This window comes from Rhodococcus sp. 5A-K4 (genome assembly GCF_046097995.1).
Taxonomy (GTDB): Bacteria; Actinomycetota; Actinomycetes; order Mycobacteriales; family Mycobacteriaceae; genus Rhodococcus_F; species Rhodococcus_F erythropolis.
In genome coordinates this window covers 291,381-306,767 of sequence record NZ_JBJURM010000001.1, presented here as the reverse complement: position 1 = coordinate 306,767, position 15,387 = coordinate 291,381, and the positions used below count along the sequence as shown (strand labels likewise).

16 protein-coding genes are annotated in these 15,387 nt (G+C 63.9%); 3 read left to right on the top strand and 13 right to left on the bottom strand.

Going from position 1 to position 15,387, the window contains the following annotated elements:
- Window positions 1–9: 9 nt before the first annotated feature.
- The 6 genes from hemB to ACKAMS_RS01395 all read right to left on the bottom strand — a co-directional run bounded on the left by hemB (window position 10) and on the right by ACKAMS_RS01395 (window position 6,276).
- The gene (gene hemB, locus ACKAMS_RS01420) at window positions 10–984 is read right to left on the bottom strand and encodes a porphobilinogen synthase (RefSeq protein WP_408988511.1); all 975 of its coding nucleotides are present in this window, start codon (window positions 982–984) and stop codon (window positions 10–12) included.
- A gap of 75 nt (window positions 985–1,059) precedes the next feature.
- Window positions 1,060–2,622 carry a bifunctional uroporphyrinogen-III C-methyltransferase/uroporphyrinogen-III synthase gene (locus ACKAMS_RS01415; protein ID WP_003941969.1) on the bottom strand — a complete coding sequence of 521 codons (1,563 nt, stop codon included), beginning with the start codon at window positions 2,620–2,622 and terminating at the stop codon, window positions 1,060–1,062.
- A gap of 60 nt (window positions 2,623–2,682) precedes the next feature.
- Entirely contained in the window at window positions 2,683–3,657 is a 975-nt protein-coding gene (gene hemC, locus ACKAMS_RS01410; protein WP_408988510.1) for a hydroxymethylbilane synthase, read from the bottom strand.
- On the bottom strand, window positions 3,654–5,015 hold the full coding sequence (locus tag ACKAMS_RS01405) for a glutamyl-tRNA reductase (RefSeq protein ID WP_003941867.1): 1,362 nt from the start codon (window positions 5,013–5,015) through the stop codon (window positions 3,654–3,656). The genes hemC and ACKAMS_RS01405 overlap by 4 nt, the downstream gene beginning before the upstream one ends.
- Complete coding sequence (locus tag ACKAMS_RS01400) at window positions 5,012–5,875, bottom strand: redox-sensing transcriptional repressor Rex (RefSeq protein ID WP_021343418.1); 864 nt, start codon at window positions 5,873–5,875, stop codon at window positions 5,012–5,014. Before ACKAMS_RS01400 ends, ACKAMS_RS01405 begins: the two co-directional genes overlap by 4 nt.
- Before the next feature lie 140 nt (window positions 5,876–6,015).
- Window positions 6,016–6,276 carry a glutaredoxin family protein gene (locus ACKAMS_RS01395; protein ID WP_397510072.1) on the bottom strand — a complete coding sequence of 87 codons (261 nt, stop codon included), beginning with the start codon at window positions 6,274–6,276 and terminating at the stop codon, window positions 6,016–6,018.
- 200 nt (window positions 6,277–6,476) lie between these two features.
- Here ACKAMS_RS01395 and ACKAMS_RS01390 point away from each other — a divergent pair, with 200 nt between their 5' ends.
- On the top strand, window positions 6,477–7,472 hold the full coding sequence (locus ACKAMS_RS01390) for an HAD family phosphatase (protein WP_020968932.1): 996 nt from the start codon (window positions 6,477–6,479) through the stop codon (window positions 7,470–7,472).
- A 39-nt stretch (window positions 7,473–7,511) separates the two neighbouring features.
- Here the strand turns inward: ACKAMS_RS01390 and ACKAMS_RS01385 are convergent, their stop codons facing one another.
- The 7 genes from ACKAMS_RS01385 to ACKAMS_RS01355 all read right to left on the bottom strand — a co-directional run bounded on the left by ACKAMS_RS01385 (window position 7,512) and on the right by ACKAMS_RS01355 (window position 12,986).
- Window positions 7,512–8,549, bottom strand: coding sequence for a lysophospholipid acyltransferase family protein (locus ACKAMS_RS01385; protein WP_070384596.1), 1,038 nt, complete (start codon window positions 8,547–8,549; stop codon window positions 7,512–7,514).
- Window positions 8,546–9,679 carry an NAD-dependent epimerase/dehydratase family protein gene (locus ACKAMS_RS01380; RefSeq protein WP_021333922.1) on the bottom strand — a complete coding sequence of 378 codons (1,134 nt, stop codon included), beginning with the start codon at window positions 9,677–9,679 and terminating at the stop codon, window positions 8,546–8,548. The genes ACKAMS_RS01385 and ACKAMS_RS01380 overlap by 4 nt, the downstream gene beginning before the upstream one ends.
- A 237-nt stretch (window positions 9,680–9,916) precedes the next feature.
- Window positions 9,917–10,018 (bottom strand): 30S ribosomal protein bS22, encoded by a 102-nt coding sequence (locus ACKAMS_RS01375; protein ID WP_003402602.1) that lies wholly within the window; start codon window positions 10,016–10,018, stop codon window positions 9,917–9,919.
- Window positions 10,019–10,262: 244 nt separating this feature from the next.
- The gene (locus ACKAMS_RS01370) at window positions 10,263–10,499 is read right to left on the bottom strand and encodes a helix-turn-helix domain-containing protein (protein WP_003941845.1); all 237 of its coding nucleotides are present in this window, start codon (window positions 10,497–10,499) and stop codon (window positions 10,263–10,265) included.
- Between the two features lie 126 nt (window positions 10,500–10,625).
- On the bottom strand, window positions 10,626–11,441 hold the full coding sequence (gene proC / locus ACKAMS_RS01365; protein WP_019744381.1) for a pyrroline-5-carboxylate reductase: 816 nt from the start codon (window positions 11,439–11,441) through the stop codon (window positions 10,626–10,628).
- Between the two features lie 34 nt (window positions 11,442–11,475).
- Complete coding sequence (locus tag ACKAMS_RS01360) at window positions 11,476–12,321, bottom strand: thioesterase family protein (protein ID WP_408988509.1); 846 nt, start codon at window positions 12,319–12,321, stop codon at window positions 11,476–11,478.
- On the bottom strand, window positions 12,318–12,986 hold the full coding sequence (locus ACKAMS_RS01355) for a MerR family transcriptional regulator (protein WP_029536759.1): 669 nt from the start codon (window positions 12,984–12,986) through the stop codon (window positions 12,318–12,320). Before ACKAMS_RS01355 ends, ACKAMS_RS01360 begins: the two co-directional genes overlap by 4 nt.
- Window positions 12,987–13,136: 150 nt before the next feature.
- Here ACKAMS_RS01355 and ACKAMS_RS01350 point away from each other — a divergent pair, with 150 nt between their 5' ends.
- The gene (locus ACKAMS_RS01350; protein ID WP_060939280.1) at window positions 13,137–13,760 is read left to right on the top strand and encodes a TetR/AcrR family transcriptional regulator; all 624 of its coding nucleotides are present in this window, start codon (window positions 13,137–13,139) and stop codon (window positions 13,758–13,760) included.
- A gap of 159 nt (window positions 13,761–13,919) precedes the next feature.
- Window positions 13,920–15,386, top strand: coding sequence for a wax ester/triacylglycerol synthase domain-containing protein (locus ACKAMS_RS01345; protein WP_030535507.1), 1,467 nt, complete (start codon window positions 13,920–13,922; stop codon window positions 15,384–15,386).
- Window position 15,387 lies beyond the last annotated feature (1 nt).

Genomic DNA, 15,387 nt, shown 5'->3' with positions numbered 1-15,387 from the left:
GTGACTCCGTCACAGCCATCCGGCAACTTCCGACGCCCAATACGTGAGGACCACGTCGGCACCGGCGCGGCGAATGCTGGTGAGCGATTCGAGAATCGCCGCGTCCCGGTCGATCCACCCGTTCTGCGCGGCGGCCGTGATCATCGAGTACTCACCCGAGATCTGGTACGCCGCGACCGGAACCGGAGACCGGTCGGCGGTCTCACGCAGAATGTCGAGGTAGGACATTGCAGGCTTGACCATCACCATGTCAGCGCCCTCGGCGATGTCGAGGTCTACCTCGCGCATCGACTCGCGACGGTTGGCGCCGTCCTGCTGATAAGTACGACGGTCGCCTTGCAGTGAGGATCCGACGGCTTCACGGAACGGTCCGTAGAACGCTGACGCATATTTCGCGGCATAGGCGAGCTGACCGACCTCGACATACCCGGATGCATCGAGCGCGCCGCGGATCGCAGCCACCTGACCGTCCATCATGCCGCTCGGGCCGAGCAGGTGCGCACCCGATTCAGCTTGCGCGAGAGCCATTTCGACGTATCGGATCAAAGTTGCGTCGTTGTCGACGGCGCCGGCGGCGGTAAGCACGCCGCAGTGGCCGTGATCGGTGAACTCGTCGAGGCAGGTATCGGCCATGATGACCGTCGAATCGCCGAGTTCTTCTGCCAGAGCGCGCAATCCGACGTTGAGGATGCCGTCGGGATCGGAGGCACCGGAGCCCTGAGGGTCCTTGTCCTCCGCCTTGGGGACGCCGAAGAGCATCAGACCACCGACGCCGGCTTCCACTGCTTCCACCGCGGCGGACCGCAGCGAATCGAGGGTGTGCTGGAAAACGCCTGGCATGGAACTGATCTCACGCGGCGTATCGATGCCGTCTGCAACGAACATCGGCAACACGAGGTGCCGGGGTTCGAGCGAGGTCTCTGCCACGAGTCGCCGGAGCGCTGGGGTGCGCCGGAGCCGGCGAGGGCGATGAGTGGGAAACACGAGAAGTAGCCCTCCTTCGTCGGAACCTGTGAGTGGTTGAGGAGTCCACAGACTCCTCAACCGCTCACGGGTGCGCTAGCGCCTGCGGGACTTCTTACGCGGCGGCGGCAAAGCACCTTCAGCGCGCAGCCGAGCTGCGTGCTCGGCGAGAGCCTCCACCAGCGGTCCCACCTGCGAGGTCTCGGGCTGCACGTCGACGCGCAGACCGAACTCGATAGCGGTTTCGGCCGTCTTCGGGCCGATGCACGCGACCAACGTGCGGGCGTGCGGCTTGCCGGCGATGCCGACGAGGTTGCGCACGGTCGAGGACGAGGTGAAGCAGACGGCGTCGAATCCACCGGTCTTGATCATCTCGCGGGTCTCGGCCGGCGGCGGCGCCGCCCGGACGGTGCGGTAGGCGGTGACGTCGTCGATCTCCCAACCGCGTTCGCGCAGGCCCTCGGCGAGGGTTTCGGTTGCAATGTCCGCGCGCGGCAACAGAACCCGGTTGACCGGATCGAAAACGTCGTCGTACGGGGCGAATTCGGCCAGCAGGCCTTCGCTGGACTGCTCACCGGTCGGGATCAGCTCGGGGTTGATGCCGAACGAGCGGACCTTGGCTGCGGTTGCTTCGCCGATACAGGCGATCTTCACGCCGGAGAAGGCGCGAGCGTCGAGACCGAACTCCTCGAACTTCTCCCACACTGCGCGAACCGCATTGGTGGAAGTGAAGACCACCCACTGGTAACGACCGTCGACGAGGCCCTTGACCGAACGCTCCATCTGAGCCGGGCTGCGAGGCGGCTCGACGGCGATGGTCGGAACCTCGATCGGGATCGCTCCGTGAGTGACCAGACGGTCGCTCATCTCGCCGGCCTGATCCTTGGTGCGCGGCACGAGGACAGTCCAGCCGTACAGAGCGCGCGATTCCCACCACGACATCTTGTTGCGCTGCGCGACAACCTTGCCGACGGTGACGATGAGCGAGCCCACCAGTTCGGATCCGGCTTCGTTGAGCGTCGCGAGAGTTGCCTCGACGGTTCGCTGCTGACGAGTGGTGCCGCGGACGGTGATGGCAGCAGGCGTCTGCGGAGCCAAGCCGTTCTCGACCAGCGCGCTGGCGGTCTCGGCGAGATGTCCCGACGTCGCGTGCAGAACAAGCGGTCCCGGTGCAGCGGCCAGAGCAGCCCAGTCGACTTCACCGCGAACGTCGGCCTCGGTGTGACCCGAGCCGAGCGCCATACCGGCGTAGCTCGGCACAGCCGAACCCGAAGGCAGACCCGGGAGAACCTCGAACTGAACCTGCGTGCGGGCGACTGCCGTGACCTCTGCGATCACGGAATCCGTGGTCAGCGGATCACCGGAGACCAGACGCACGACGTCGTGGCCGTTCTTGGCCTCGTGCACTAATGTCTTTGCAACCTCGGCAGGCTCACCGAGTGCCGGACGCACGTCCGCGATCAGCTCGCCGGTCTCCTCGTCGCGGCCCATGTCGATGCCGACGAGCGCGACGACGCCCTTGTCGACGTCCGGATCCGTGAATGCCATTGCGGCGCCGGTGAGGACGTCACGTGCGCGAACGGTGAGCAGGGCGGGGTCGCCCGGTCCCGATCCCACGAACAGGATCCGTCCGGGAGTGTTCTTTCGGACTCGGGTCATCGGTGATTCTCCAGTGCGCTGTATCGAAATGGGAACTTGGTGCAAGTGCAAAGTGGGGCGTCAAACATCGGCTGCCTCGCCTGTAGTCACGTTCATCAACTCTCGGGCGCCGAGTTCGAGTAACTCGCGCGCTACCGCTCGGCCGAGTTCCTCGGCCTTGTCCGGCGCACCGACTGCGCCGGTACGGATGACGTCCGAACCGTCGATGGCGGCTGCGCAGCCGCGTACCGACAGTTCGTCGAAGATTCTGCCGTCGTCGTCGAGGGATTCGACGATCTCCGCGATCGCTCCGACCGGAGCGGTGCAGCCCGCTTCCAGCTCGGCGAGAAGTGCACGCTCGGCAGTGACTGCCGCCCTGGTACCGGCGTCATCGTGCTCAGCCAGGATCGCCGCCAATTCCGCATTGGCAGAAAGGCATTCGACGGCCAGAGCGCCCTGCGCCGGAGCGGGGAGCATCTGCACGGGCTCGATGTTCTCGGTGATGCGATCGAGCAGACCTATACGGGACAAGCCGGCGCGAGCGAGGATCACGGCGTCGAGTTCACCGGATTCGACCTTGCCGAGACGGCGTTGCAGGTTGCCCCGCAACGGCACGATATCGAGGCCGAGCCCGAGTGCCTTGAGCTGCGAAACGCGGCGCGGCGCGGAGGTTCCCACCTTGGAACCGGCCGGAAGCTCCCCGAGGACCAGACCGTCGCGGGCGACGAGCGCGTCACGCGGATCTTCGCGTGGCGGAATCGCCGCGATGACGAAACGCGGATCCTGCGCGGTCGGTAAGTCCTTGTAGGAATGCACAGCAACGTCGACGCGGTTGTCCAGCAAAGCTTCTCGAAGCTCTGCGGTGAACACTCCGACGCCGATCTTCTGGACGGGATCGGTGGACTGGTCGCCCTTGGTCTTGATGATGACCAACTCGGCGGGATGTCCCGCTGCAATGAGGGCGTCGCGCACGGTGCCGGCCTGCGTGGTCGCGAGAAGACTTCCGCGAGTGCCGATCCGCAGCGGGCTCCCCGATCGAGGGGTGGTGACGCTCATGCCTGCAGGTCCCTTCCAGTGCGGTCGCCGTCCACCAGGTCGGTGGGTGTGGCCACGGCCGCGGGAGATCCGGGGCTGAGTTCGAAGAGTTCGCGCAGCGCTGCTGCGTAGGAGTCGCCGCCGGGGGCCGACGCGAGTTGCTTGACGCGCACGGTCGGGGCGTGGAGCAGCTTGTCCACGACGCGTCGCACGGTGCGTGCAACCTCGTCGCGCTGCGGATCGTCCAGGCCGGGCAGACGCGAATCGAGCCGCATCAGTTCGGCTTCGACGACGTCGGCGGCGCGCTGACGCAAAGCCGTCACGGTCGGGGTGACCTCCGCGAGGCGCTGTCCGGCAAGGTAGGTCGCAAGCTCGCCGGCGACGATGGTGCGTGCGGCATCTGCGTCGGAAGCGGCTGCGCCTGCCGCTGGATCACGCTGCAGCGTCTCCATGTCGAGAACGGTGACACCCGGCAGGCCGGCGACGGCGGGATCGATGTCGCGCGGCAGCCCGAGGTCGCAGATGACGAGGTGCTTGGTGTTGTCGCGATCGGGCTCGGCGAGTGCGCGGTGCACATCCGCCAGGGTGACCACTGCCCCGACCGCGCCGGTACAGGTAACCATGACATCTGCCTGCGCCATCGCGGCCGAAAGCTGATCGAAGGCAACACCGTCGGCGTCGACGCCGTTGGAGCGTGCCGTCTCGGCGAGGTGCTCGGCGCGTTCCTGGGTCCGGTTGACGACGACGATGCGTGCGATTCCGGCGCGGGTGAGATGCGCAACCGACAGACCGCCCATCGAGCCTGCACCGACAACCACGGCAGTGCGGCCGACGAGGCCGCCCTCACCGATGATGCCCGCTGCACGATCAAGAGCCACGGATACGACTGATGCTCCGGCTGAGTCGATTCCGGTTTCGGAATGCACTCGCTTGCCGACGCGCAGTGCCTGCTGAGCCAGTTCGTGGACGACGCGTCCGGCGGCCTGCTGCGCATCCGAAGATGCGTAGGCCGAACGGATCTGGCCGAGAATCTGCTGTTCGCCGATCACCATCGAATCGAGGCCACTGGCCACGGCGAAGAGATGTTCGACCGCTGCTTCGCTGTAGCGGACGTAGGCGTGAGCGTGCAGCGCCGTCAGGTCGAGACCCGAATGGTCGGCGAGGATTTCACCGACCTCGGTGAGTGCACCGTGGAACGCGTCCACCACCGCGTAGACCTCCACCCGGTTGCAGGTGGAGACGATCATCGCTTCGGAGATGTGCGAAGACGCCAGAAGCTTGTCGATCAGCTTCGGACGATCGGTGTCGGTGACAGCTACTCGCTCGAGCACCGGGACGGGCGCGGTTCGATGCGAGACCCCGACAAGCAGAACACTCACGGCGCGATCACTGATCCGTTTCTTGTCGAACCTGCTCCGACCGGAGCGGGTGAACTGGTGGATGGGACTGACGAAGCGGATGCGGCGTGAGCCACTCGTACTCGCGGCGCACTGGATGCCTGATCGGCATTGCGCGCACTGTTGAAGGAGAGAACCTGCATCTCGACGGCTAGATCGACGCGTCGCAGTTCCACGTGATCGGGAACGTCGAGGGCGATCGGCGAAAAACTCATGATACAGCGCAGTCCGGCGCTGACGAACTGGTCGCACACGCCCTGAGCGGCCTCGTCCGGTGTGGAGATGACGCCGATGGTCGCATTCAGTTCACGGCAGGCGACGGTCAGTTCCTCGGTGCTGCGCACGACGAGATCCCCGACTCTGCTTCCGATTCGATCTGCGTCACTGTCGAAGAGTCCGACCATCTCGAAACCGCGGCGGCTGAATCCGCCGTAGCCGACCAGCGCCTTGCCGAGGTTTCCGACTCCGACGAGAACGACCTTGTGCCCACGATCGAGTCCGAGTGCACGCTCGATGCGGATGCGGAGCCTGTTGACGTCGTACCCGACGCCGCGGACACCGTTGGGTCCGAGGAACGACAGATCCTTACGCAACTTCGCTGATCCGACACCGGACGCCTGGGCAAGTTCCTCGCTCGAGACGATGGAGGTACCCCGGTCGGACATCACTCCGAGGACCCGCAGGTATGCGGCCAAGCGCGTCACCGTAGCCTGGGGGATGACGCGATCCTGAGCGATCGAGTCGGTGACAGAAGAGCCCGCAGCGCCGGTGACGCGCTGAGCCACAGGCTCATGCGTCTGGTGCGGTTCGGTCACGTCGCTGGCTCCTCGTCCGGTCGACACGACTGTCGACCTCCACGATGCTCCGGGGGAATGTTCACACCACGGTAACCGCTTGTGAACCCATGCACAAAGTTGCTCGAGACGGGTTCGATGTGCCGTTCACCTGCAAAGCGGCTTGGCAGACAACTTTGAGGGTTGCCTTACTTGCGTAAATCGTCACGAAGGCGCTCTTCGTCAACTTCCCAGTAACCGTGCTCGCGTCCGTCGAGAAGAATGACCGGCAATCTGTCTCCGTACTCCGCTCTCAGCTCTGGATCCGTCGCGGCAGCTTCGTCTACGTCGATGCACGTCAATTCCAGCTCGAACTCGGAACAGACCCGTCGTAGTACCTCCGCCGCGCCGACGCAGGACGCGCATCCTGCGCGTGTCAACAAGGTCACTTCATGCGTAACTGCAGTCATCGACGCATACCTTTCTTCTACTGGGACGCCATCTACTTGATCGGTCGAGTGTGCCTCCGGAGCCCCACTCGGTACCAAATCGGCGGAGAGGAACGTCACACACCACAGGGAAGGTCACCATCCAACCCATCGGGCCTCATCGCGGAGGATAGGCTGACTCGAAGAGTTCTCTGCTCGAGAATGCAACACGGGAGGTGCGGGTGCCTGCGCGATCACTACCGAACGGCTCCGGATTCGGATCAGGGCTTGCCGGGGTCATTCTCCCCGGACGTCGCCATGTAAAGAATCCGCTGGGCCCGAGTGAGTCGGAAGTTCGAGCCAATCTCGCCGGCGAGGCGAGCGCTGATGCAGCTCTGGCATTGCACGAAGCTGCCAACCCCACAGAACCGGAAACCGGCGAAGAGCCCCCGGCCGTTCCGCGCGACCTCACGGCCGCCGCATTCTTCGACGTCGACAACACCATGGTGCAGGGTGCATCGATCATCCACTTCGCCCGTGGTCTCGCTGCACGCAAGTATCTCAAGACCTCGGATCTGGTGGATTTCGCGTGGAAGCAGATCAAATTCCGAGTCACCGGCCGAGAAAGTAGTGACGACGTCGCCGAAGGCCGCGAGAAAGCACTGTCCTTCGTGGCCGGTCGATCCACCGCCGAACTCGCCCGCCTCGGCGAGGAGATCTACGACGAGGTCATTGCCGACAAGATCTGGCCAGGCACGAGGGCGTTGGCCCAGATGCACCTCGACGCCGGACAACAGGTGTGGTTGGTGACGGCAACTCCGGTCGAACTGGCTCAGGTCATCGCCGAGAAACTGGGACTGACCGGCGCGTTGGGCACCGTCGCCGAAAGTGAGGACGGAGTCTTCACCGGCCGACTCGTCGGCGACATCCTGCACGGAATGGGCAAGGCACACGCCGTACGGACGTTGGCGGTGCGTGAAGGACTCAATCTCAAGCGCTGTTCCGCCTACTCCGACAGCCACAACGACGTACCGATGCTCTCGTTGGTGGGGACACCGGTGGCGATCAATCCCGACGCAGACCTTCGTGAACTCGCGAAGAACCGCGGTTGGGAAGTTCGTGATTTCCGCACCGGACGAAAGGCCGCCAAGATCGGCGTTCCCACAGCGCTGGTGCTCGGAGCGGTCGGCGGTGCGCTCGCGGCGATTCTCGCCAGGCGCAAAGAACAAAACGCCTGAGCGGGTTCGGTCCGGATCGAGAAGCGATCCGGACCGAACTCAGCCGAGAAAGATGTTGCGCCGCTTGGCCAACAACCGATAAAGCGTCTGCTGAATCGTTTCCCGGACGTGGTCCGTGACCTCGAACAGGACCATCGGATCGTCGGCTGCACCGCTCTCGAAGGTGTCGGTGACGATCGGCTTTCCGAACTCGATGTACCACTTCGACGGCAATGGAACCAGGCCGAGTGGCCCGAGGTGCGGAAACAAAGGTGTGACCGGGAAATACGGCAAACCGAGAACGCGTGCGAGTGTGGTGAGATCACCGATCTTCGGATAGATCTCCTCCGAGCCCACGATCGAGCACGGAATGATCGGAACACCGGTTCGCATTGCGGCCGACACGAAGCCACCGCGCCCGAACCGCTGCAACTTGTACCGCTCACTGAACGGTTTCCCGATGCCCTTGAATCCTTCCGGGAACACGGCCGCGACTTCACCGTCGTTGAGCAGACGCTCGGCGTCGGGGTTGCACGCCAACGTATGGCCGGCTTTGCGCGCCAGTCCGCCCACCACCGGCATTTCGAAAGCCATGTCCGCAGCCAACATTCGCAGTGGACGATGCGCCGGATGATGATCGTGCACGGCAACCGACGTCATCAGCCCGTCGAGTGGGATGACACCGGCGTGATTGGCAACCACCAACGCTCCCCCGGTGAGGGGAATGTTCTCGATCCCGCTGACCTCGACGCGGAACCATTTCTCGAACAACGGCCGCAGCACGGGCATGACGACGTTGTCCGCAAAATGCGGGTCGAATCCGAACTCGTCGACCTCGTAGTCGCCGGACACCCGACGTCGGAAAAATTCTGCTGCCGAGGCGATCTGGTCGACGATCGCCGACCTGGCCGCATCGACGAACGTGCTCTCACCACCATGGTCGGCCGCCGACGGCACTCCGGACGGATGCCGACGCTGACTTTGTTCACGGACGTCACGCTCCGCGCCGGTGACGGACTCACGCGAACGAGAAGCTTCCGACTTTCCGGTGTGAGTTGCGCTGGGCCGCAGGGGAATTACCTTCGCCACGTCAGTCACCCCTTCACCGCACTTCGTCCCGACAACGGCATGTGCATCACGTCTGCACTTACGCTCGCCTCGGCAGTGTCACCGCCGAGGATGGTGGTCAACGCATTCTCTGCCCGATCGATCCACTCGGACTTGATGATCCGGCGCGTCTGCATCGCACGCATGAAATCGTCGAGTGCTTGCATGGTGGTCCATCGCGGCTCGAACCCCAACTCGCTGCGCATGCGAGTGGTGTCGAGTCCGCAGCCGAACCGGAAGTACTCGAGTTGCTCGTCGGTGTAGAGCCTCATGGACGACCCCACCAACGCGCTCCCGACACTACGGAACAGAGCGAGCGGCATGGGAACTTCCACCCTGCCTGCCCGGCGGATCGCCTGCGACATCATGACCACTCCGTCGCCGGCGATGTTGTACGTACCCGAGGCGTGGCCGATAGTCGCCTTCTCCAGCGCCGCGAGGGCATCCTCGACGTGGAGCAATTGCAGGCGCGCGTTGCGCCCGACGATGGTGGGCACGAGTGGGGCGGTGACGTAGTGCCCGACGGTTGCAGTCAGCTGAGGTCCGATCAACGGCGCCAACCGCAGAATCCCGACCGAGATGTCCGGGCGCCGACGCCCCATCCCGCGGAGGTATCCCTCGATCTCGAGGCTGTCGCGGGCATATCCGCCCGGCGGCCGGCGGCGCGCACTCATTTCTTCGGTGAACTGAGCGGGATCCTTGGCACTGCACCCGTAGACGACCGAAGCCGAGCGCAGGATCACCTTGCGAACCGTCGGAGCTTTCTGGCAGACCGCGAACAGTTGCATGGCGCCGATGACGTTCATGTCCTTCATCGCGGCGCGGCTGCCGGCTTTGGGGGCTTTCTGAAGCGTCGACGCGTGCACGACGGTGTCGACCTCGGCGTTTCGGATCACTTTGCCGATCAGCGGATTGCGGATGTCTGCTCGCACGAATTCCGCGCGGCCCATTCTGCGCATCATGTCCTTGCTCGGACTGACGGCGTCGACGGCGATGACACGCTCTATCGACGGATTCTGCGCAAGCCTGGTCACCAGGTAGCCGCCGAGAAATCTGCTCGCCCCGGTCACCAGTACGACGCGAGGCGTCGTGCCCCCTGAAGTGTTGTCACCTTCAACCACCAAGTACCCCCATATCCAGTAGAAACGCGCTCTGCCGAAGCGTTCCTCCCGCGATTTTCCCCCACTTTACGGGCAGAGGGGGTCCCGCGCTGACTACCCAAAATTCGGCCATTCAAGACAAACCGCCCAGACAATGAGACGGCCGACACATCTCTCCCCTGAGATACGTCGCCCCTCCCCTGAAATACATCGATGCCCGCCACCCCGGAAGGGGCGGCGGGCATCAACAGGTACTGCTTATTTACCGAGTTTCCTGCGCTGTACTCGGGTACGACGAAGCAGCTTGCGGTGCTTCTTCTTCGACATGCGCTTGCGACGCTTCTTGATCACTGAACCCATAGCGGGTGTCCCTCACGTTCTTCTCTAGCGTTCCTGCGCACGCCGGTCACGTACGCCTGCGCCAAGCAATTGGCGCCTGGCCCTCGTTTTAACTAGCTCAGCGCCTTACGACACCAGCTTGCTGGTACGACAGTGACTCATCGTACCGGTGTGGTCTCACTCGGCATAAACCGAGCCTCCGGCACAGCAACCGCTGTGCCCGCGACTCGGCTCACGCCGAGGTCATCCTCTTCGAACCGGCTGGTCAGCCGGCATCGAAGTACGAGGTTTCGAGGTAATCGTGTACCGCCTTCGCGTGTACACGGAACGAACGGCCCACTCGTACAGCGGGCAATTCGCCACTGTGTACCAACCGGTACACAGTCATTTTCGACACCCTCATCAAAGTTGCTACCTCAGCAACAGTGAGGAATTGCGTGCCGGCCACTGCCGGCTTTCCGTCGTGGGACGAACCCATGGACGGCTTGTTTGCAGACACCATTAATCCACATACCTCCAGCACGACTCGCGCCGCCGGCTTCCCCTCCGGCGGAACAGACACGTACGTACTAAGTCGAGCTTAGCTGTACTGGTGGGGTTAAAGCGACGGGTGTGGCTAAACGGACGACTATTCCGCAGCTGAACCCATCGCGGCCGAGCGCGACTTGGCGGCATCCAAGGCATCGAAGAACGCCGTCCGCAGGCCGCCCGCTTCGAGCTGACGCAGTGCCGCAGCCGTCGTTCCACCCGGTGACGTCACCGCGGCGCGAAGATCCGTCGCGCTGTCGCCGGTGCGATCGAGCATCGCTGCGGAGCCGACCATCGTCTGCACCACTAATTCGGTAGCGACCGGGCGCGTCAGGCCGAGACCGACTCCCGCATCGATCATCGCTTCGGCAACCAAGAAGAAGTAGGCCGGGCCGGAACCGGAGACAGCAGTGACCGCGTCGATCTGCGATTCGGGAACCGTGACCACCTTGCCGACGCTGCCGAGGATGCCGCGTACGAGCTCGAGATGCTCGGCCTTGACGTGCCGTCCGGGCGAGAGGACGCTCACGCCCTCCCCGACCAACATGGGGGTGTTCGGCATGACGCGGATGACCGGGAACCCTGCGGGCAGACGCGTTTCGAAGAACCCTGTCGGGATACCCGCCGCAAGGGAAACGATCAATTGCTCGAGGTCGCCGTCCAGATCGACCTTCGTCAACGCGGTGAGCGCTGATTCGACGTCGCCGGGCTTGACCGCGATGACGATGACGTCGGCGCCCTCGGCGGCGTCGGCGATCGTGCTGACGCGGATGGAGTATTCGGCGATCAATTCGTCTGCGCGAGGTTGATACTGCTCGGCGACAACCAGATCCTTGATGGCGTGGCCGGCCTGCAACAGCCCGGAGATCAGCGCCTCGCCGATCTTGCCGCCACCGATAATCGCAATTCTTGTCATGGCGAACAGCCTGCCACGACCGCAGCGATCGACCCTAGCGGGGCATCATCGCCAATTGACGGCTCTGTACGACGACTGCGCCCGTCGAATCGAGAACAGCATGATCCTCTTCGAACCACGTGCTGCCCAGAACATCCGAGCTTGCCCGCACGCGAAGCCATCCCGGCGTCGGCAGTCGGCGCAGGTACGTCGTCAACTGCACGGTCGGCGCCCACCCGAACAGGCCGCGGTTCATCGTCACGGGCGCGCTGATGTCGCCCGCCATGATCGCGAACAGCACAGCGGTGTCGATGTCGTTCTCGTCCTCGGGTCGAGGACGAACCCACATCCTGACCTCGGCCTCGCCTTGGCTGCCGGTCAGGAAGTGCGCCGAGGTGGTGTCGATTCGCATGTCGCAGCCCTGCCCGACGTGCACGACCTGCGCCATCGGGTGATCGCCGATGACGGCCACCGCACTCTCCGGCGGTTCCGGTGACATGCCGTCGATCGACGAGGCAGTGACGAAGGTGGGGTCGCCGTCATCGGGGAATCCGAGCGTGACCGCCGCGCGAACAGCGCTGCGTCCCGCCTGGCTCAACTCGACGTCGAACAACGCGACCTGGCGTCCCTGCTTTCGGACGATCACCTCCAGTTCGACTTCACCGGGGTCGGGGGCGGACAGATAGTTGGCGCTCACCGCGAGTGGCTGCATCTTCAGAAGCGAGTCGTTCTCACCTGCGCCGTCTCGCAGACATTGACGCGCGGCAGCGGCGCACACAGCCATCATGGAGCCGCCGTGCACTTTCGGCCCGATGGTCCAGATCGGATCGATCGTTGCGGTGTATCGCCCGTCGCCGAGCGAGGTGAGGCGATTGAGATCTTGAAAGGGGCTGGTGCTCATCGATTTTCCTGTTCGGTGCTTTCTCGGTGTTGCGGGAAATGTCGTGCCGCCAAGTCTTGGTGCGCCAGGCGTCGCAATGCTGTCAGGACGGGTTCGTACATGGCGGTTCCGAGGACCGCATAGCGAATGCCGTCCTCGGTCGAAGCGGCATGGCGAACGCCCTCCTTCGTCGTGCTGGTGGGCATCAGCTCGATTTCCACTTCGGCAATTCCTCGGATGTGGTCGCCGTAGGCGCGCAATCGCTCGTCCGAGAGGCTCAGTCCGGCATCCTCGAGACCGATCAGTGCACGCTCGAGGTGAGCAACCGCCACGTACCTCGGCTCGTAGACCTGACCGAGAAACTCCAGAACCTTGCGAGCTCTGGGGAACTGTTGATCCGGCACCGGATCGACGTAGGGCGGTAGTTGCGCGATCGCGCGACCGAAAGTCTCGAATTCGGATCGCTCGTCACTGTCCACCAATTCGAGCACCGCACGAATCCGTGGAATCGCGAGTCCCGCCCCGGCCAGCGCCCTGATCAACGCGAGTCGCCGGACGTGCTGTTCGCCGTACCTCGCTCCCGTCGCGCTGGTCGGTTCACCAGGCATCAGCAGACCTTCACGGAGGTAGTACTTGATCGTGGCCAATGCAACGCCGGACTGTGCGGCCAATTCGGAAACCTTCACCGCTCCTCCGTCCAACTCGCTCGGGCCGCCACTGGATAGTGATGCTATCCAATGGTGGCCGAGCATCGGTAGGCAGGACACGCCTTGCGCTAGGGTTGAACCTTCTCTGCGCACACCACCAGAAATTTCCGAACGGAGCGAACAGGCGGAATGACGGATTTGCAGTCGGGGGCTCAACCCGACGAACAGTGGCGCATCGTCGAACCACTGACGCTGACTCCCCTGCTCACCGCCGCACTCGAGGTCTTCCACGAACTCGGCTACCACGGAGCGTCGGTTCGTGACATTGCAAAACGCGCCGGCGTCACCGTGCCGACGCTGTACTACCACCACGGCAACAAACAAGGCATCCTCGTCGCGCTGATGGAACCGGGCATCGAGAACGTCACCGCACGCGCGAGCGCTGCGGTCGACGCTGCCGGACCGTCGCCGACGGCACAGTTCGGCAATCTCGTCGAGGCGTGTGTTCTGCACATGACCAGTCGCTCCGACATCGCGTTCCTCGATTCCGAACTGCGGTACCTCGAGGACGCCGAACGAAAGAGCTACGCCGCCAAACGAAAGAAGCTCGAGAATCTACTCGTCGACGTTTTGACGGCAGGCGTCGACAGCGGTGAGTTCACGGTCCCGGACATCACCGGAACGGGCCGCGCACTGCTGGGCATGTGTCAGTCCGTCGTCCTCTGGTATCGACTCGACGGACCGCAGACTCCGCGCGAAGTCAGCGTTCTCTACCGCGAGATAGCTCTGAAAGCCGTCGGCGTCGCTTCGTGAACGCTGGTCGAATTTCGAGGCATGTCCGATTAGCCCTTAACTGACGAACGTCACACCTGTCGGCTGACACCGAAACCGGGACGCGCCCACTGTCACGGGTCCACACTTAGAAGCAGAGATGCGCGGGGTGGATCCGCAGACCGAGGGAGTTCTTGACGTATGGCCAACAGCAATCCATTTGTTCCTCCGAGCGCGGTCGACGTCGACCTTTCCGCGGTTGCCTGGGGGGCAAACCGCACGATGTCCGACTTCGAGACGGGAATGTGGCGGATGGAAGAGGCGCAGCCGCAACTGCGCTCACCGATCGTTGCGGTAGAGGTTCTCGATCGAGCTCCGGACTGGGATCGACTTCTCGACGCAGTCGAGTGGGCATCGCACGTGGTTCCGCGTATTCGTATGCGCGCGGTGGAACCGGCAATGCAACTGGGCAATCCGGTGTGGTCGGTTGATCCCGAGTTCGACATCGGCTACCACCTACGACGCGTCCGCTTGCCCGCACCAGCGGACTTCGATCACGCACTGCGCATGTGTCGTCACCTTGCGACCGAACCTTTCGACAAGGCTCGGCCGCCGTGGAGCGCGCTGCTCATCGAGGGTCTCGACGACGGTCGTGCCGTGTTCGTGGTCAAGACTCACCACTCCATCACCGACGGCATGGGCGGCATCCAGATGATGACGCTGCTGCACAGCAGGCGCCCGGATCCCACTCCGAACAAGCCCGACCGCACACCGCCGGCTCCGGAGCACCTGTCGTCGGTAGGCGCCTTCGGCGAGGAGGTCGTCAGCGAGATCCGGCGTGCGCCCTCCCGTATCGCCAAGCTGGTTCGCGGCGCCACCAATGTTGCGACCACGGCGATCTCGAGTCCGTTCAGCACGGCTTCCGAGGTCCTCGGGTACGCCAATTCACTCCGCAAGATCGTCACTCCCCCAGCTCGTTCCGGTTCCCCTCTGCTCCACGATCGTGGTCTCGGACGGTGGTTCGGAACTCTCGAAGTGGGTGTTCCCGAGCTCAAGGCCGGAGCAAAAGCTGCCGGCGGCTCACTCAACGACGCTTACGTCGCCGCTTTGCTCGGCGGCTTCCATCGCTACCACGAAGCCTTCGGACAATCCGTCGAGAGCATCCCGATGGGTATGCCGATCAGCATGCGCACGGGCGCGGATGCCAACGGCGGCAACCGGTTTGCAGCCGTTCGCTTCAACGGCCCGGTCGCCGAAACGGATCCGGCCAAACGCATCAGGCAGGTGCGAGAAATCGTTCTGGGTCTGCGTGAGGAACCCGCGTTGGACGCTCTCGACGTCGCCGCCCCGATCCTCGCTCGCCTGCCGAATTATCTACTCGCGAACTGGTATCTGTCCCAGTCGACAGGACTGGACCTGCAGGCGAGCAACGTCGCCGGCGTACCGGTACCGGTCTATCTCGCCGGAGCGAAGATCGAGCGGATGTTCCCGTTCGGCCCGGCGCCCGGTTGCGCGGCGATGGCGACACTGGTCTCCCACGTCGGGGTGTGCTGCATCGGAATCAATCTCGACACCGCCGCGATCACGAAGCCCGCGCTGCTGATGCAGTGCTTGCAGGAGAGCCTGGACGAGATCGTGGCTCTCGGAGTCACAACGGAAGGTGCGTGAG